The sequence below is a fragment of the Streptosporangium sandarakinum genome (assembly GCF_013409935.1).
In the GTDB taxonomy this organism is placed as follows: Bacteria; Actinomycetota; Actinomycetes; order Streptosporangiales; family Streptosporangiaceae; genus Streptosporangium; species Streptosporangium nondiastaticum.
The window spans coordinates 3,821,571-3,838,331 of sequence record NZ_JACCCO010000001.1 but is presented as its reverse complement, the minus strand read 5'-3'; the positions used below and the strand labels follow the sequence as shown (position 1 = coordinate 3,838,331).

Sequence of the window (16,761 nt, the reverse complement as noted above, 5' to 3'; positions counted from 1 at the left end):
CAGTATCAGTTCCCTCGAAGGTCCATGGCGATGTCCAGCGCGGGCGCCGAGTGGGTGAGCGCGCCCACGGCGAGGTAGTCGACGCCGGTCGCGGCCACCTCGCGCGCCGATTCCAGGGTCAGACCCCCGCTGGACTCCAGTCGTGCCCTGCCGCCCACCAGTCGTACGGCCCGCGCCAGGTCTTCCACGCTGAAATTGTCCAACAGGATCTCCTCGGCTCCTTCGGCGAGCACCGGCTCGATCTGGTCGATCCGGTCGACCTCGACCTCGATCGGCAGCCCGGGGTACGCGTCGCGGACGGCCCGGAACGCCTCGGCCACCCCGCCGGCGGCCACGACGTGATTGTCCTTGATCAGGGCGGCGTCCGAAAGCGACATGCGGTGGTTGACCCCGCCGCCGCAGCGGACGGCGTACTTCGCGAGCGCCCGCAGGCCGGGCAGGGTCTTGCGGCTGTCCCTGATCCGCGCGCCGGTGCCCGCCACGGCCTCGACCCAGCGACCGGTGAAGGTCGCGATGCCGGAAAGGTGGGTGAGCAGGTTGAGGGCGGTCCGCTCGGCGGTCAGCAGGTCGCGGGTGGGGCCGGTGACGGTCATGAGCACGTCGCCGCGGGATACCCGCTCACCGTCCTTGACGCGGCGCTCGACCACGACGTCGTCCCCGCCGACGCGGAAGAAGACGGCCTCGGCGAGGGCCAGCCCGCAGACCACCCCGTCCGCGCGGGCCACCACGTCGGCGGTGTCGGTACGGCCGGCGGGGATGGTGGCGGCGCTGGTGACGTCGCCGGCCTCCTGGAGGTCCTCCCGCAGCGCGGCCGTGACGACCGCCTCCGCCTCGGCCGGGTCGAGGCCCGCCTCGGCCAGGTCGGCCGCCACCCGCGGCGGCAGCCCGGTCGCGCGCCGCTCGTGGGGCACGTACGTCATCGTCATTCCCTCCGATGTCAGGGTCAGGTCCAGGTGGCCCAGCCACCAGGCATCATTCCGGTCGGGGAAGTCCTCGCGCCAGTGCGAGCCGCGGGTCTCCTCCCGGTTGCGGGCCGCCGCGACCAGCGCCGACGCGACGGTCAGCAGGTTCGTGGCCTCCCACGACTCGGTGCACGGCTCGACCGCCACCGGGGTCCACCGCGCGCCCAGCAGGGCCCTGGCGACCTCGGTCAGCGACTCCTCGCCGCGCAGCACGCCCGCGCCCCGGCTCATGTGCGCCTGGATCCGGGGGCGGGTCCGGGGGTCGGCGAGGCCGGACGGCCGCTCGTCGGGGACGGGGGTGCCGGGCGCGGGCCGTACGGCGTGGATGTCGGCGGCGATCCGCTCGGCGAAGACCAGCCCTTCGAGGAGCGAGTTGGAGGCCAGCCGGTTGGCGCCGTGCACGCCGGTGCAGGCCACCTCGCCGCAGGCGTACAGGCCCGGCACGTCGGTACGGCCGCGCAGGTCGACGCGGACGCCGCCGCTGGCGTAGTGGGCGGCGGGCGCGACCGGGATGGGCTGGGTCACCGGGTCGATGCCGTGTTCCAGGCAGACCGCGTGGATCGTCGGGAAGCGGGTGCGCCACTTGTGCTCGCCGAAGTGGCGGGCGTCGAGGTACATGTGGGAGGCGCCGGTCTCGCGCATCCGCCGCATGATCGCCTTGGCCACGACGTCGCGGGGGGCGAGGTCGGCCAGCTCGTGGACACCCTGCATGAAGCGGGTGCCGTCGGCGTCGACGAGCACCGCGCCCTCGCCGCGGACCGCCTCGGAGATCAGCGGCTGCTGGCCGGTGGCCTCCTCGCCCAGCCAGAGCACGGTCGGATGGAACTGGACGAACTCCAGGTCGCGCACGACGGCTCCGGCGCGCAGTGCGAGGGCCACGCCGTCGCCGGTGGAGACGACGGGGTTGGTGGTCACGGCGTACACCTGGCCCATGCCTCCGGTGGCCAGCACCACGGCGCGGGCCCGGACGGCGCCCACACCGTCGCGCTCGCCCTCGCCCATGACATGGAGGGTGACCCCGGCCGCCCGGCCCTCGGCGTCCTTGAGAAGGTCGAGCACGAGGGCGTGCTCGATGACCTCGATCGCCGACTCCCGGACCGCCTGCACCAGGGCCCGCTGCACCTCGGCGCCGGTGGCGTCGCCGCCCGCGTGGACGATGCGGTCACGCCGGTGGCCGCCCTCTCGGGTGAGCTGGAGCCCGCCTGCGGAGTCGGTGTCGAATCGCGCCCCGGTGGCGATCAGCCGGCGTAGGGCGTCCGGGCCCTCGGTCACCATGGCCCGCACCGCCTCGGTGTCGCAGAGGCCGACGCCGGCGAGGAGGGTGTCGGACAGGTGCTCCTCGGGGGTGTCCCCGGGGTCGAGCACGGCGGCGATCCCGCCCTGCGCCCAGCGGGTGGATCCCGACGACAGCACGTCCTTGGTGACGACCAGGACCCTGGCGGCGGGGTCGAGGGCCGCGTACCGCAGGGCCAGGGTCAGGCCCGCGACGCCGGAGCCCACCACGACCACGTCGGCCTCGACCGTCCAGCCCGGGGAGGGCGCGGTCAGCCTCTGGGGGATGGCCGGGATCGTCATTGCCGCCTCCTTGTGGGATGGGTAGAGGCACCTGATTTCGTCAATGTGACGATAACGGGTGCCGGGCGATGCTTCTTCCCCGGGGTGCCCCCAACGCCGACCCGCGGCCTCCTCGGGGCGCCTCCGCATCTGGCCCGCAGACCCCTCGGGACGCCTCCGGCCCCGGCCTGGGGCCCCCGGGACGTCTCCGGCCCTGGCTCGCAGAGGGTCTTTCATGGGATGATCAGATGATCATTTCTCATCGAGGCCCCCCGGAAGGTCCGAGCGAGGCCCGTCGCCCCTGGAGGTCCGTCATGCGCCAGCCCGTCACCGTCGTGACCGGAGGCAGCCGCGGCATCGGCGCCGCGATCTGCGCCCGTCTCGCCGCCGACGGCCACGACGTCGTCGTGGGCTACCGCTCCGACGCGACCGCCGCCGAGACCGTCGCCGAGACCGTCCGCACGGCCGGCCGCCGCTGCCTCACGGTCCCGTCCGACACCGCCGACGAGACCTCCGTGGACCACCTCTTCGACGCCGCCGCCGAGCTCGGCCCGGTCACCGGGCTGGTCAACAACGCCGGGATCAGCGGCGGCAACGGCCGCCTCGCCGACGCCGACGCCGAAGGCATGCGCCGCGCGCTGGAGGTCAACGTGCTCGGCTACCTGCTGTGCGCCCGCCGCGCCGTACGGGACATGTCGCGGACCGGCGGCGGGGCGATCGTGAACATCTCCTCGGCCGCGGCCACCCTCGGCAGCCCCGGCCAGTACGTCCACTACGCCGCCACCAAGGCCGCCGTGGACACCATGACCGTCGGCCTGGCCAAGGAGGTCGCCGCCGACGGCATCCGGGTCAACTGTGTGGCCCCCGGCATCATCTGGACGGAGTTCCACGCCGACCCGCAGCGCCCGGCGAAGCTCGCCGGCACCATCCCCATGGGCCGCGCCGGGCAGCCGGAGGAGATCACCGGAGCCGTCTCCTGGCTGCTCTCGGCCGACGCCTCCTACACGACGGGGGCGATCCTGCGGGTGGCGGGAGGCATGTAGGGGCCCCGGATCCGGCGAACACCACCGACCCTCAGATCACCGGCGCGCCGGGCGGGGACCGTACCGGCGGTCCCACCTGGCCCGTCCGGCCGGATCCGCTCACCGTCGTCGCCGTCGCCGACATGGGCGGATTCTCCCCCGGAAGCCGACATTTGACCCCGCAGGCTAATTGCATTAGCTTTCAGGCTATGAAGATTATCCGAGAGGGGCGGACGATGGTCGAGACGCTGAAGATCGACGGCGGCGAGATCGCGTACCGGGTGGCCGGGGAGGGCCCGCTGGTCGTCCTGTCGCCCGGCATGGGCGACAGCAGGGAGGCGTATCGCTTCCTCATCCCCCGGCTCACCGCCGCCGGATACCGGGTCGCGGCCGCCGACCTGCGCGGGCACGGCGAGTCCACGCTCGGCTGGTCCTCCTACACCCGTAGCGACACCGCCGGCGACCTGATCGCGCTGATCGAGCACCTGGGCGGCCCCGCCGTGATCGTCGGCCACTCGTTCTCCGGCGGCGCGGCCACCATCGCCGCCGCGCGACGACCCGACCTGGTCGGCGCCGTCGTCGAGATCGGTCCGTTCACCCGCCCGCAGCAATTCGACCTCGGCGGCCTCCTGCGGGTCCGCCGCCACCGCGCGGGCATGCTGCGGCTCCTGGGCGCGGCCATGTTCAAAAGCCCCGGCCTGTGGAAGCGCTACCTCGATGTGGCCGTCCCCGGGGTCAAGCCCGCCGACTGGACGGACTACCTCGCCTCCCTGGAGACCGACCTGCGCAGGCCGGGCCGGATGGCCGTGGTCTCGTCGATGGGCTTCGCCGCCCCGAACGACGCCGGCGAGGCCCTGCCGGAACTCCGGCGTCCCGCCCTCGTCGTGATGGGCGACCTCGACCCCGACTGGGCCGACCCCGAGGCCGAGGCCCGCGCCATCGTCGCCGCCCTGCCGGAGGGGCAGGGGTCGTACGTGATGATCGAAGGCGCCGGGCACTACCCGCACGCCCAGTTCCCCGAGGAGGTCGCCGCCGCGATGCTGCCTTTCCTGAAGGAGCACACCCGTGCCTAGGGCCTCCCTGTCCCGAGAGACCGTCGTCGGCCTCGCGCTGCGCGTCGTGGACGAGGAGGGCCCCGCCGCCCTCACCCTGTCGGCGGTGGCCGCCCGGGCCGGGGTGGCCACGCCGTCCCTGTACAAGCACGTGCGGAACCTGGCCGAGCTGCGCGAACTCCTCTCCGCACACGTGATGAGCGAGATCTCGGCCCGCATCGGCGACGCCGTGCTCGGCCGCTCGGGCGACGAGGCCCTGCACGCCCTGATGGCCGCCTGGCGCTCATACGTCCGGACCCACCCCGGCCGCTACGAGGCCATGATCCAGAGCCCGCAGCCGGGCGTGGCCGAGGCGGGAGAACGCCTGGTGGACGTCATGTTCGCGGCCCTGCGCTCCTACGGGCTGACCGACTCCGGGTCGGTCCACGCGGTCCGCTGCCTGCGCTCGGCCGTACACGGCTTCGTCCTGTTGGAGGCCGCGGGCGCGTTCGGCCTGCCCGAGTCACTCGACGACACCTACGAGCTGCTCACCCGTATGATCACCGCCGGCCTGCGCGCGCCCCGGCCCTGACCTCGGAACGTCCCGTACGGAGATCGGGACCCCGAGGCCGGCCGGAACGCCCACGCCGGAAGGCACGGCTCGTCACGGCGTCGAAGGACCCGGACCACGGCCGGTCCCGGAATCCGCGGTGACCGGAAGCCCGAGGCCCGCCGAGACGCCTACGCCGGGACGTGCCGCTCGTCGCCGCGCAGGAGGTCCTCGGCCCCCGGGACGACCGGATCCGGCGCCTCGGCGGGGTCGTGGCCCAGGCCGGTGACCCGGTTGCCGCGGTCGACGTGGACGATCCGGGGCCGGAAGCTCCGCGCCTCGGCGTCCTCCATCTGGCCGTACCCGATGATGATCACCAGGTCGCCCACGTGGACGAGCCGGGCGGCGGCGCCGTTGATGCCGATGATCCCCGAGCCGCGGGGGCCGGGGATCGTGTAGGTCACCAGCCGGGCGCCGTTGTCGATGTCGACGATGTGCACCTGCTCACCGGGGAGCAGTCCCGCGGCGTCCAGCAGGTCCTCGTCGATGGTCACCGATCCCACATAGTGCAGGTCGGCCTGGGTGACGGTGGCCCGGTGGATCTTGGAGGTGAGCATGGTCCGAAGCATGCCTCGAAAGCCCTTCCGTACGGTCGCGCCGCCCCGTGGCGTGCACGCCTGATGCGGAATATATCCGAGCCCGCCCAGGGCTCCGCCCGGCCGCGTGCCCCGTTCCCGGCCGGCCCCCACGGCGAGGCGGGACCGGGGGTGCCGCCGAGGCCCGCGCCCGGGAGGCGCACGGCGGCGTCAGAGCGTGACGGTCACGTTGTCGATCAGCCGGGTGGAGCTCACCTTCGCCGCCACGGCCAGGATCGCCTCCCCCACGTGGTCGTCGCCGACCTCTTCGAAGGTGGCCGGGTCGACCAGGATGAGGTAGTCGAGGGACACCGCCGGCTCACCGTCCAGCACCTCCCGCGCGGCCCCGCGGATCTCCGCGGGCGTCCGCCGCTCCGCCCCCGCGAACAACGCCCGGGACAGGCTCAGCGCGGCCCGCCGATCGTCGTCGGACAGGTAGCGGTTGCGGCTGGACAGCGCCAGGCCGTCGGCCTCGCGGACCGTGGGACCGCCGACGACCGCGACCGGCACGTCGAGGTCGGCGACCATCCGGCGGATCATCGCGAGCTGCTGGGCGTCCTTCTGGCCGAACACCGCCACGTCCGGCCGTACCAGGTTGAACAGCTTGAGCACCACGGTCAGCACGCCGTCGAGGTGGCCCGGCCGGAAGGTGCCCTCGGCGACCGTGCCCATCCGCCCCGCCGACACGCCGACCTGCCGGTCCGGCAGGTACATGTCGTCGGCGGAGGGGGCGAACACCAGGCTCACCCCCTCGGCGGCGCACACCTCCAGGTCCGCGTCGAACGTCCGGGGATAACGGGAGAAGTCCTCGTTCGGGCCGAACTGCAGGGGGTTCACGAAGACGCTCACGGCCACGTGGTCCGCCCGCTCCCGGGCCAGCCGCATGAGCGAGCGGTGCCCCTCGTGCAGCGCGCCCATCGTCGGCACCAGTGCCAGCTCGGCCGTACCCCGGGAGATCCCGCCGTGCGCCCCGAGCGCCCGGCGCGCCTCGGCCAGCTCGGCGCGGTTGCGCGCCACGATCACGTCCATATGTTGCCTCCCAGCGCGTCCAGGAGGCGCTCGGCGGCCTCGGGCTTGAGCAGCCCGGCCGCCAGCGCCCGGTCCGCCGTGAGCCTAGCGAGCGCCACATAGGCGTCCGCCGCCTCGGGGGCGGCCAGGATGAGGGCGTCGATGTGCTTGCGCACCGTCCCGGCGTCACCGCGCACCACCGGCCCGGTCAGCCCCGCGAGGCCGAGCCGCAGCACGTTGTCCAGGGCGGCGCCCAGCAGCGGGCCGAGCATCCTGCCCGGCTGCTCCACGCCGATCCGCCCCAGGAGGTCGGCGGACTCGGCGACGAGGGTGACCATGTGGTTGGCGGCGCCGGCGAGGGCGGCGTGGTAGAGCGGCCGGTCGGAGTCCTCGATCCAGACCGGCTCGCCCTCCATCTCGATGACCAGCGCCTCGGCGACCGGGCGGAGCGGACCGGGCGCGGTGACCCCGTAGGAGATGCCGACGAGGCGGCGCAGGTCGTCGTCCCGGCCGGTGAAGGTCATCACCGGGTGGAGCGCCAGCGGCAGCGCGCCCGCCTCGGCGGCCGGGTCCAGCACGGCCAGGCCGTACGCGCCGCTGGTGTGGGCCACCATCTTGCCGCGCAGGTCGGCGCCGGTGCCGGCGAGGCCGGAGACCAGGCCCGGCAGGACGTCGTCGGGGACCGTCAGCAGGACGAGGTCGGACCGCGCCACCACCTCCTCGGGGCGGGACGGGGCGACACCGAGCCGCTCGGCCGCCCGTTCCCTGGAGGAGTCGGAGACGCCGCTCGCCGCGACGATCCGGTGGCCCGCCCGCGCCAGGGCCGCGCCGAGCGCCGAGCCGACCCGGCCCGCCCCGACCACCCCGACGGCCAGGCGCGCCGGATGATCACCTGCGTCCATGTTGTCCCGTCCTTGACCGCATCGGGGGCTCCGTGTCCAGTTGACCAGAGTAACGGGCGTGGCTTTCCCGCCCACGCACCGGCACGTGCCCGCACGCCCGCGCCGTACGGCCGCACGCTCAGTGGATCACCGGCCACGGTCCGCCGAACCCGTACGTCACACGTCCCGGTGATCATCGATCCACGGAGCCCGCCGGACCTGTAGCGTCGTGAGCGTGTGGCTCACCTGGCGCGTCGCGATGGAGCAAGCGCTCTACGGCGAGAACGGCTTCTACCTGCGGGAGCGCCCCTCCGGGCACTTCCGGACCTCGGTCGGCGCCTCCCCCGTCTTCGCCGAGGCGGTGCTGCGCCGGCTGGTGGCGGTGGACGACGCGCTCGGCAACCCGCCGGTGGTCGACCTGGTGGACGTCGGCGCCGGGGAGGGTGAGCTGGCCGCCGGGGTGCTCGCCGCCGCGCCGCCCGGCCTCCGCGAGCGACTGCGGGTGACCGGGGTGGACCTCGCGTCCCGGCCGCTCCCGCTCCCGGCGGAGATCCGGTGGGCGCACGCCGTACCCGGCGGCGTCCGCGGCCTGGTGATCGCCAACGAATGGCTGGACAACGTGCCCCTGGACGTCGCCGAGCAGACGGCGGACGGTCCCCGGCTGGTCATGGTGGACCCGGCGAGCGGCGCGGAACGCCTCGGGGATTCCCCCTGCGACGCCGACCTCGCCTGGCTGGCCCGCTGGTGGCCGATGCACTCGCCCGGTGAGCGGGCCGAGATCGGCAGGCCGCGCGACGAGGCGTGGGCCTCGGTGATCGTACGGCTGGCCGCCGGGGAGGCCGTCGCGATCGACTACGCGCACTTCCAGGCCGGGCGCCCGCCGTACGGCACGCTGACCGGTTACCGCGACGGATCCCTGGTCCCGCCGGTGCCGGACGGGTCGTGCGACATCACCGCCCACGTGGCCCTGGACGCCTGCGCGGCGGCCGGGGAACGCGCCGGGGCCACCGGAGCACGAGACGCCGGCGCCGAGACCACCGGAGACGCCGGGGACGTCAGAGGCGTCGGGGGCGTCGGGGGCGTCGGAGACGCTGGGGGCGTCGGGGGCGTCGGGGGCGTCGGAGACGTCAGAGGCGTCGGGGGCGTCGGAGACGTCGGAGACGCTGAGGGTGTCGGGGCTGTCGTCACGACGCTGACCACCCAGCGCCGGGCCCTCCTGGATCTCGGCGTCACCGGGACCCGCCCGCCCGTCGAGCTCGCCCGCACCGACCCGCGCGGCTATCTCCAGGCCCTCACCAGGGCGTCCCAGGAGGCGGAGCTGATCGCCACGGGCGGTCTGGGCGACTTCGGCTGGCTGGTCCAGTCGCGCCTCTGAGCGGGCCGATCGGCCCTGGCTCACCCCTGAGCGTGCCGGTCGGACCTGGCTCGTCCCCGAGCGTGCCGGCCTTCTCCGGCTCGTCCCCGAGTGGGCCCCGCCGATCCTGTCGCGTCGACTGAGCCGTCCCTCCCCTCCGGTGCCGACCGGGTCACCCGGCCCCTCCGGTCCCGCCTGACCGGCTTTCCAGGGACCTCGATTTTCAGGAACCTCGGTTTTTCCGGGAACCGGGGATCGGGCCCGTGGCAATCACCGGTGTCATGACAGACAGCGAGAGGCACCAGATGCGACAGGAGAGCCGAACGGCGACACCACCTCGGCCCCCGGACCCGGAGGAGATCGACGACGCCGCGGCGATCGCACGATCCCGATACGAACCCGAACGGTTCGCCGTGCTGTTCGCCCGCCACGCGCCGGCGCTCAAGCGCTACGTCATCAGGCGGCTGGGCCAGGACCCGGCCGAGGACATCGTCGCCGAGACCTTCACGCTGGCCTTCCAGCGCCGGGAGTCGTACGACCCGGCCTACGGCGACGCGCGGCCGTGGCTGTACGGCATCGCCACCAATCTCATGAGGCGCCACCGCCGCCAGGAGATCAGCATGTACCGGGCGCTGAGCCGCACGGGGATGGACCCGGTGGTCGAGCCGTTCACCGACGAGGTCGACCGGAGGGTCACCGCGGACGGGCAGCGACGCCGGCTCGCCGCCGCGCTGGCGGGCCTCTCCCGGCCGTACCGGGACGCGCTGCTGCTGGTGACCTGGGGCGACCTCAACTACGAGCAGGCCGCGCTGGCGCTCGGCGTCCCGGTGGGAACGGTGCGCTCGCGGATCAGCCGGGCCCGGGAGAGGCTGCGCCGGGCGCTCGGCGGCATGGACCCGGCCATCGAGAGCGAGGGGAAGATCGGATGAACGAGATCGAAATCGTCAGGAACCTGCGGGACGAGGTTCCACACCGGCCCGACGTGCACGCGGAGGAGCGCCGCCTGCTCACCGAGATCCGCGGCGGTTCCCCGTCCCCCGGCCGACGGCCCGCTCGCCTGGCGTTCCGCCCGCGCTGGGGTCTCGCCCTGGCCGGGGCGGTCCTCGCGGCTGGCGCCGTGGTCGCGGTCCAGGCCGGCGGGATCGGGGAACCGCAGGACCGGCCGACCATCGCCGGGCCGTCAGCCGACCGGCCGCCCAGCGCGGCCGTTGTCCTTGAGAACGCCGCGCTCGTCGCCGCCCGTGCCGAAGCCGCCGACATCCGCCCGGACCAGTGGGTCTACCGCAAGGAGTCACAGCACTTCCCGCACGGTGACCTGCCGACGTTCGAGATGTGGGCCCGGATGGACGGGCAGAGAACGGCCGTCCGGGAGGAGGGCGGGGAGCTCAAGATCGGAAAGGGGGAGAAAGGACCGATGAACCCCGCCACGACCCAGCGCGACGTGGACGCCCTGCCGACCGATCCGGACGCGCTGCTCGCCCACTTCCGCGGCATGGATCGGGACATGTCCCCGCTGTCGATCTGCCAGCCCAACTGCCCCGCCGGGACCGAGACGGACGTCAAGGCGTTCGGGACGATCGGGTGGTACCTCAAATTCGGTCCCATGATCCCTCCGGAGAAGACCGCGGCGATGTACCGGGCCCTGGCGAAGATCCCGAACGTCAGGATCGAGGAGAACGCCACGGACGGGGACGGTCGCCCGGGGATCGGCGTCGTGCTCGACCTCGGACCGGCGGGCAAGGGGTACTACATCCTCGACGCCCGGGACTACCGCTACCTCGGCACGAAGGTCGTGACCGGCGACGACACCGCCGCCATGTCGGTGCTGGGCTCCGGCGTCGTCGACGAACCCGGGCAGACCCCCTGATCGGACACGACGAACACCGGTGAAGGGCGCCCCGGCCGGGCGCGACGGTCGCGGGGGCGGCGTCGGACGGCGGGGGCGCGTCCGTCCCGTACGGTCATGTCCGTCCCGTGTGGCGTGTCCGTCCCGTACGGCGGGTGCGACAGATGTGGCGGGTGCGGTGGTCCCTCAGGCGCCGACGGTCCCGTCGATGCCCTCGCGGAGGAAGTCGGCGTGCCCGTTGTGGCGGGCGTACTCGTGGATCAGGTGCAGCATCACCAGCCGCAGCGAAACCTTCTCACCCCACCTGGGGTTGTACGCCGTCACGTCGAGCGACTCGGCCTCCCGCTCGATCCGGCGGGAGTGCTCGACCTCCGCCCGCCATGCGTCGAACGCCTCGGCGCGGGTGGCCGTGCTCGCGTCGTAGGCCACCTGGTAGTCGCCCTCGTCCGACCAGACGAGCGGGATGTCCTCGCCGTTGATGACCTTGCGGAACCATGTGCGTTCCACCTCGGCCATGTGGCGCACCAGGCCGAGCAGCGAGAGCGTCGAGGGCGGCATCGACCGCCGCCGCAGTTCCTCGTCGGACAGGCCGTCGCACTTCATGGCCAGCGTCGCGCGGTGGTAGTCGAGGAAGGCGCGCAGCGTCTCGCGCTCCCCCGCGGTCAACGGCGGCCCGATCCGCTCCGTGGTCACTGCCCGCCCCTTCCGGTCACCGGTTCCCCGGCGCCGGGCCGTACCGGCTCTGAACACCGGAACGCGCCCACGCCGCCCTTGGAGAACATAGCGGCACGCCGTCGGCGCCCGGGACACCCCGGACGCCGTTCCGGTGCCTTCCGGAAGGTTCAGTCGGGGATGGCGTAGGTGTACGACCACACGAACCGGCTCGCCGCGTGCACACCACGCGCGTACTCGACCACCTGCCCGCCGGCCGTACGGGTGACGCGCCGCACCTCCACGACCGGTTCCCCTGACGGAAGATCGAGGAGGAGCGTCTCCTCAGCGGTGGGCATACGCGCCTGGATGTCCTCGGTGATCTCATGCGGGGGAAGACCCCGGTCGGCCAGCACACGGAATCCGCCGCCCGGTCCGGCGATCCCCGGTGATGGATCGACCAGAGGCGTGCCCTCGACATGGGCGGGGAGGTAGTACGAGGTCATCGTGTGAGTGGGAATGCCGTCACGGGTCATGACACGTGCCCGTTCGTACACCGGAGATCCCACCTCGACACCGAGCGCGGCGGCGACCGGTTCGTCGGCGGTGACCAGGGACACGTCCTGCGTCTGGTGCCCCTGCTGCCGGGTGGAGTCACTGCCCGGGACACCGGTGGCGAACGCCTCGACGCCGGTCTGCTCCCAGCGGTGCCGCGCGTAGCGATCCGGTCCCAATCGGCGGATCGGATACGCCTCGCGCACGTAGGCGCCCGAACCGTGCCGGGTGACCACCAACCCTTCGTTTCTGAGCAGGATCAGTGCCTTGCTCGCCGTACTGCGGGAAACGTCGTAACGCTCGGCGAGATCCCGGACGGAGGGCAACTTCGCTCCGGCGGGCAGACGACCGGCCGCGATGTCGTCTCGCAGATCGGCCACGATGCGCTGCGCGGGTGACTGAGGATCTGGGTGCATATGGGCACCCTACCGAAGTGTCGTAGGCCATTTCCTTGACGACAAGCCTGACCAGCCCTAACTTTGGGTGTCCTACGACACTTATATGGACCCGCCAGGACGCTCGCAACGCCTGACAGGCCCTTGATCAGGAAGTGACTCCTGGCCCATGACGAACACTAGTGCTTCGGTGCTCGACCGGGCCGTGGCCGGTAGATGCGGTTGTTTCGCAGACGAGCCGCCGATGCCGATGGGGTGTGCCCGGTGCGGGCACCCGCCGTACGAACACGGCTGCCCCGGCCGGATCACCGACCACGACTACGCGCAGCCGTCCGGCGAGCTGATGACCGAGCGGATGGAGGCGCGCCACCGGCTGGGGCCGAGGCGTGTGCCGCGTTTCGCGCCGCCCACTGCCGTGGCGCCGGCCGAGGCGATCCCCCTGGTCCCCACCCAGCGCCGCCCCGGACCGACCGCCCCGGCCGTCCGGCGGACCCCGGCCTCCGTACGGCAGGAGCCCACGGCCCGGCACCCTCTGGACGCGCGGTTCGCCCCTCAGGGCCTCGTCCCGCAGGAACCCCGGGGCGTGGCAGCCCCCTTTCCTCCCGGCATCGGCGCGAACAGCGAAAACCGTGCGATCACCGACACAAACGGTGGAACCCGCATCACCGCCGAAACGAGCGGAGAGATCCGCGCGGCCCCTGGAACCGACCCGTCCGACGCCACCGACGTACGGACAGGCCCTGGACACGATGACGGAGGTCTGAACCGTGGAACAGCCCGAGACCGTACAACCCCGACCGGTGATTCCCGGGTGGCGGATCATCCGCAGCGACGCCGGACGGTTCTGGGCCAGCCGGGAGCTCCCCTTCGTCGAGGGGTCGCGGTGGGACGGCCCGCCGTACCGGACCGTGGACGCCGACACCTTCGAGGAACTCCGAGCCGAGGTCATCCGGCAGGAGGAGGCGGCCCGGGGACCCGGCCCGCAGGACACCATGGGAGAGGTAGCCCGATCGCCCGGTCCGCGAACCGGCGTCCCACCGCGTCGGCACGAGGATCGGTACGGCGGCACGCCGTAACACGTGACCGCCCCCTGAACCGGCATGGCGGCGCGGAGCGCCCCCGTCCCACACCGCCATGCCTCCAGGAACGGGCCTCGGAAACGATCTCTTTTGAAGAGACGGCTGCGCCGTCGGCGACAAGGACTCGACCACATCGAGTTCGACCAGGCCCAAGGTTATATTGACGAAGTGCTGGCCATGCTCCCGGTAGCGGCCCGGCAGATCCTGAAGGCGATGATGCGCACCGGCACACGCGAGTACAAGAGCGAATACGCCCGCCACTACTTCGGACAGGGCAAGGCTCAGGGCATCGCCGAAGGCGAAGCCAAGATGCTGCTGCACGTCCTGGCCGGGCGGGGAGTCGAGGTGCCCGAAGACGCCCGTGCCCGCATCCTCGAATGCACCGACCCGGCACAGATCGAGCGATGGGGCCGCCGCGCCGGCACGGTCGACACCATCGACGAACTCTTCGCCTAGTCCAGCGCCCGTACGGAGGACATCGGGCGACCGCCGGCGGGGTCGGCGCCCGGCCGTGAAACCGGGGAAGGCGGCGCCGGACCGTGCCGTGGGTCAGCCCAGGACGAAGAAGGCGAAACCCATCACGTCGCGGTAGCCCCGCAGCCAGTAGGAGCGATGCTGGTCCACCTTGGCGCGGGTGGCCTCGGCTTCGGGATGGTCGGGGTTGGCCACGAGCCATTCCTCCACCTCGGCGGTGAAACCCGACTCGAACTCCGCCCACTCGTCACCGGTGGCGGTCTCGATGCGCAGCGGCCGGAATCCGGCGGCCGTGGCCCGGTCCACGAGGCCGGCCAGGTCGGTGCAGTCGTCCACGGAGGTTCCCGGCCACATTCCGGCCAGTTCACCCTCCGTGGGGACGCGCTCCCAGAACTCGGCGCCGAACAGCAGGCGGCCGCCCGGGTTGACCAGGGTGCGCAACGTACGCAGCGCTTCCGGAACGTCGCCGAGAGCGTGGTAGGCGCCGACGTTCAGCACCAGGTCGGCGTTGCCGAGGTGTTCCTCGGCCGGGCCCTCGACAAAGGTGACACGGTCGGACAGACCGCGAGCGGCGGCGTCGGCCCGCCCGCGCTCAAGATCATGTCCGCGGATGTCGACGCCCACCCCGCGCGCCTTCGGCACGGCCTCCAGCACGCGCAGCAGCAGATGGCCCCATCCGCAGCCCAGATCGAGCACGGTCGACGGCTTGGCGGCGGCGAGGACGGTCGTCAGCCTGCCGGCTCGTTCGGCGGACAGCGGCCCGTTGAAATCCAGCCGGGTGCCCGCCGCCAGCGGGGGAGGGTTGGTCATGGAGCGCACTGTAGGAGATCGATCGGAACCACCGCGAAGGGTTTTCCGCGCGGAAAACCCCTGAGATCCGACACCTCCAGGACGCGATCCGCCCGATGGCGGCCCGCGAAGAGGAACGCGAACGGACGCCGGCCACTGTGCCGCGGCTGTTCCTTACGTTGATCGAGCATGGCCCCACCGCACGCGCCGGCCATCGCCGCGTCGGATGTCTTCCCCTGGGTTCGCCATCTGTCTGTGGACGAGTTCCGCGCCTTCACCCTGGAACCGGTCGAAGCGCTCTCCGGCACGGTCGAGGCGGGTGGACGTGGTCTGCGCGCATGACCGATCATGAGGCGATGTCGCTCCGCACGCACGAGGTCGATCTGTTCGGGAGCTCCAGGGGCCGCCTGGAGGCGGTCGTTCTCCATGGCGATGCTCACCCTCATGGAGCGGCTGTCCCCCAATGAGCGCGTGGTGTATGTGCTGCGCGAGGCTTTCGGGTACGCGCACCGCGAGATCGCGGAGATTCTGGACATCACCGAATCGAAACCCGCTGGCGGAGAACTGGTGACCCGGATCACACTCATTCACTGTCAGGGATGGCGTACCTGCCCGGTTCAGGAGGTGAACGCAACCGGATAGGAGCCAGCCATGAAGCACCGCATCGTCGTCCTGGGAGCCGGATACGCCGGAGCCAACGCCGCCGGCCGCCTCGCCAGGCGGCTGCACCGCGACGACGTCGAGATCACCCTGGTCAACGGCGATGCGGAGTTCGTCGAGCGGGTACGCCTGCACCAGCTCGCCGGCGGACAGGACCTGAAGCCCCGCCCGCTGCGCGACCTCTACGCGGGCACCGGCGTACAGGTCCGGACCGCACGGGTCACCGCCGTCGACGTGGAAGCCAAGACCGTCGATCTCGGCGGTGAGACCCTCGCCTACGACACCCTCGTGTACGCCCTGGGCAGCGTCATCGCCGATCACGGCGTCCCCGGCGCCGCCGAGCACACCTACAACGTGGCCGGCAAGCAGGCCGCCCTCCGGCTGCGGGCGCGCCTGAGCGAGGTGACGCCCGGCGGGACCGTGCTGGTCGTGGGCGGCGGCCTGACCGGCATCGAGGCGGCCACCGAGATCGCCGAAGCCCACCCCGGCCTCAAGGTCGCGATCGCCGCCCGCGGCCGCGTCGGCGACTGGCTCAGCGACAAGGCCCAGCGCCACCTGCGCGGCGCCTTGGACCGGCTCGGCATCACCGCCCACGACCGCGCCGACATCACCCGCGTCGAAGCCGACGGTGTGGTCACCGGCACGGGCGCGAAGATCCCGGCCCAGGTGACCGTGTGGACCGCGGGGTTCACCGCGCACCCGATCGCGGCCGCCACCACCCTCGAGGTGTCCGACACGGGCCGGATCATCGTCGACGCCGGCATGCGCTCGGTCTCCCACCCCGACGTGTACGCCGTCGGCGACGCCGCGCTCGCCGAAGGAGCGGGCGGCAAGCCGCTGCGGATGTCATGTGCCTCAGGGAACCCGATGGCTTGGCTGGCGGCCGACGTCATCGCCGCGCGCCTGACCGGCCGCACGGTTCCCCAGACCACGATCGGCTACTTCGGGCAGTGCATCAGCCTCGGACGCCGCGATGGGATCCTCCAGTTCGTGACCCCTGACGATCAGGTCACGTCCACCGTCATCACGGGCCGGACCGCCGCCCGCATCAAGGAGATGATCTGCGCGAGCGCGGCCTGGAGCGTCTCCCACCCGACCATGATGATGCCGAGCCGCCGCCGCCACCTCACGGCCACCGACACGGCGGCGACCCGGCTCCCCACCCGGGTATGACGGAGAGCGCCACCGACGCGGAGCCGCCGGGCGAGCGTGACCACCCGCTCGCCCGCCCGCCCTCCGAGCACGAGCGAACCACCCGGGCCGACCGGTCCGCGCCCTTCCGCGAAAGACGCGAGCCGATTCGACCTCCGCGGGA

Annotated in this window: 18 protein-coding genes; 11 read left to right on the top strand and 7 right to left on the bottom strand. The window is 72.7% G+C overall.

The window, feature by feature from the left end; genetic code table 11:
• Window positions 1-5 precede the first annotated feature (5 nt).
• Window positions 6-2,537 carry an L-aspartate oxidase gene (locus HDA43_RS17375; RefSeq protein WP_179822014.1) on the bottom strand — a complete coding sequence of 844 codons (2,532 nt, stop codon included), beginning with the start codon at window positions 2,535-2,537 and terminating at the stop codon, window positions 6-8.
• A gap of 293 nt (window positions 2,538-2,830) precedes the next feature.
• On the opposite strand from HDA43_RS17375, the gene HDA43_RS17370 reads away from it, so the two are divergent.
• The 3 genes from HDA43_RS17370 to HDA43_RS35965 all read left to right on the top strand — a co-directional run bounded on the left by HDA43_RS17370 (window position 2,831) and on the right by HDA43_RS35965 (window position 5,161).
• Window positions 2,831-3,559: an SDR family NAD(P)-dependent oxidoreductase gene (locus tag HDA43_RS17370; protein ID WP_179822011.1), complete on the top strand. Its 729-nt coding sequence runs from the start codon at window positions 2,831-2,833 to the stop codon at window positions 3,557-3,559.
• A gap of 188 nt (window positions 3,560-3,747) precedes the next feature.
• Window positions 3,748-4,611 (top strand): alpha/beta fold hydrolase, encoded by an 864-nt coding sequence (locus tag HDA43_RS17365; protein ID WP_246424017.1) that lies wholly within the window; start codon window positions 3,748-3,750, stop codon window positions 4,609-4,611.
• Window positions 4,604-5,161 (top strand): TetR/AcrR family transcriptional regulator, encoded by a 558-nt coding sequence (locus HDA43_RS35965; RefSeq protein WP_179822008.1) that lies wholly within the window; start codon window positions 4,604-4,606, stop codon window positions 5,159-5,161. The genes HDA43_RS17365 and HDA43_RS35965 overlap by 8 nt, the downstream gene beginning before the upstream one ends.
• Before the next feature lie 149 nt (window positions 5,162-5,310).
• On the opposite strand, the gene panD is transcribed toward HDA43_RS35965, so the two are convergent.
• From panD to HDA43_RS17345, 3 genes are all read right to left on the bottom strand, one after another.
• Complete coding sequence (panD, locus tag HDA43_RS17355; protein ID WP_179822006.1) at window positions 5,311-5,748, bottom strand: aspartate 1-decarboxylase; 438 nt, start codon at window positions 5,746-5,748, stop codon at window positions 5,311-5,313.
• Between the two features lie 177 nt (window positions 5,749-5,925).
• Window positions 5,926-6,783 (bottom strand): pantoate--beta-alanine ligase, encoded by an 858-nt coding sequence (panC, locus tag HDA43_RS17350; RefSeq protein ID WP_179822004.1) that lies wholly within the window; start codon window positions 6,781-6,783, stop codon window positions 5,926-5,928.
• The gene (locus HDA43_RS17345; RefSeq protein WP_179822002.1) at window positions 6,774-7,664 is read right to left on the bottom strand and encodes a Rossmann-like and DUF2520 domain-containing protein; all 891 of its coding nucleotides are present in this window, start codon (window positions 7,662-7,664) and stop codon (window positions 6,774-6,776) included. The genes panC and HDA43_RS17345 overlap by 10 nt, the downstream gene beginning before the upstream one ends.
• A gap of 214 nt (window positions 7,665-7,878) precedes the next feature.
• Here HDA43_RS17345 and HDA43_RS17340 point away from each other — a divergent pair, with 214 nt between their 5' ends.
• From HDA43_RS17340 to HDA43_RS17330, 3 genes are all read left to right on the top strand, one after another.
• Window positions 7,879-9,018: an SAM-dependent methyltransferase gene (locus HDA43_RS17340; protein WP_312873405.1), complete on the top strand. Its 1,140-nt coding sequence runs from the start codon at window positions 7,879-7,881 to the stop codon at window positions 9,016-9,018.
• 284 nt (window positions 9,019-9,302) lie between these two features.
• Window positions 9,303-9,926: an RNA polymerase sigma factor gene (locus tag HDA43_RS17335; RefSeq protein WP_179823368.1), complete on the top strand. Its 624-nt coding sequence runs from the start codon at window positions 9,303-9,305 to the stop codon at window positions 9,924-9,926.
• Window positions 9,923-10,864, top strand: a complete 942-nt coding sequence (locus HDA43_RS17330; RefSeq protein WP_179821999.1) for a CU044_5270 family protein — start codon at window positions 9,923-9,925, stop codon at window positions 10,862-10,864. The genes HDA43_RS17335 and HDA43_RS17330 overlap by 4 nt, the downstream gene beginning before the upstream one ends.
• Before the next feature lie 165 nt (window positions 10,865-11,029).
• On the opposite strand, the gene HDA43_RS17325 is transcribed toward HDA43_RS17330, so the two are convergent.
• Both HDA43_RS17325 and HDA43_RS17320 read right to left on the bottom strand, forming a co-directional pair.
• A complete protein-coding gene (locus HDA43_RS17325) occupies window positions 11,030-11,536 on the bottom strand; it encodes a DinB family protein (RefSeq protein ID WP_179821997.1) in 507 nt (168 codons plus the stop codon).
• Window positions 11,537-11,685: 149 nt separating this feature from the next.
• Window positions 11,686-12,465 (bottom strand): GntR family transcriptional regulator, encoded by a 780-nt coding sequence (locus HDA43_RS17320; protein WP_179821994.1) that lies wholly within the window; start codon window positions 12,463-12,465, stop codon window positions 11,686-11,688.
• Window positions 12,466-13,244: 779 nt separating this feature from the next.
• Here HDA43_RS17320 and HDA43_RS17315 point away from each other — a divergent pair.
• Window positions 13,245-13,520: a hypothetical protein gene (locus HDA43_RS17315; protein ID WP_179821992.1), complete on the top strand. Its 276-nt coding sequence runs from the start codon at window positions 13,245-13,247 to the stop codon at window positions 13,518-13,520.
• Between the two features lie 171 nt (window positions 13,521-13,691).
• Window positions 13,692-13,979, top strand: a complete 288-nt coding sequence (locus HDA43_RS17310) for a hypothetical protein (RefSeq protein ID WP_179821990.1) — start codon at window positions 13,692-13,694, stop codon at window positions 13,977-13,979.
• Between the two features lie 93 nt (window positions 13,980-14,072).
• Here HDA43_RS17310 and HDA43_RS17305 read toward each other — a convergent pair whose 3' ends face one another.
• Window positions 14,073-14,807 (bottom strand): SAM-dependent methyltransferase, encoded by a 735-nt coding sequence (locus tag HDA43_RS17305; RefSeq protein ID WP_179821987.1) that lies wholly within the window; start codon window positions 14,805-14,807, stop codon window positions 14,073-14,075.
• Between the two features lie 168 nt (window positions 14,808-14,975).
• On the opposite strand from HDA43_RS17305, the gene HDA43_RS17300 reads away from it, so the two are divergent.
• The 3 genes from HDA43_RS17300 to HDA43_RS17290 all read left to right on the top strand — a co-directional run bounded on the left by HDA43_RS17300 (window position 14,976) and on the right by HDA43_RS17290 (window position 16,619).
• On the top strand, window positions 14,976-15,128 hold the full coding sequence (locus HDA43_RS17300) for a hypothetical protein (protein WP_179821984.1): 153 nt from the start codon (window positions 14,976-14,978) through the stop codon (window positions 15,126-15,128).
• Window positions 15,129-15,212: 84 nt separating this feature from the next.
• Window positions 15,213-15,428 carry a sigma factor-like helix-turn-helix DNA-binding protein gene (locus HDA43_RS36425; protein ID WP_312873340.1) on the top strand — a complete coding sequence of 72 codons (216 nt, stop codon included), beginning with the start codon at window positions 15,213-15,215 and terminating at the stop codon, window positions 15,426-15,428.
• Between the two features lie 9 nt (window positions 15,429-15,437).
• Window positions 15,438-16,619, top strand: coding sequence for an NAD(P)/FAD-dependent oxidoreductase (locus HDA43_RS17290; protein ID WP_179821982.1), 1,182 nt, complete (start codon window positions 15,438-15,440; stop codon window positions 16,617-16,619).
• Window positions 16,620-16,761: the final 142 nt, after the last annotated feature.